We start from the raw sequence: 300 nt of genomic DNA on the forward strand, positions 1-300 counted from the left end.
GCTTCCACCTTGGCAATTTCGGCGCAGATGCCCAGTGCCACCGCGCCACCATCACGTACCGTCTTGCGGCCGATCAGGTCGTTGGCCTGAATAGCCGTCGTGCCTTCGTAGATCGGCAGGATGCGCGCGTCACGGTAGTACTGCGCGGCGCCCGTCTCTTCGATGAAACCCATGCCGCCGTGCACCTGCACGCCCAGACTCGTCACGTCGATCGACATCTCGGTGCTCCAGCCCTTCACGATCGGCACGAGGAATTCGTACAGCGCTTCATTCTGCTTGCGTGCAGCGTCATCGGCAGCG

At 62.7% G+C, this 300-nt stretch carries 1 protein-coding gene; it reads right to left on the reverse strand.

The features are described from left to right. On the reverse strand, nt 1-300 hold a 300-nt coding region (locus RVY79_RS18870), incomplete at both ends, for an acyl-CoA dehydrogenase family protein (protein WP_317466088.1).

This window comes from Chromohalobacter sp. HP20-39 (assembly GCF_033052815.1).
In the GTDB taxonomy this organism is placed as follows: domain Bacteria; phylum Pseudomonadota; class Gammaproteobacteria; order Pseudomonadales; family Halomonadaceae; genus Chromohalobacter.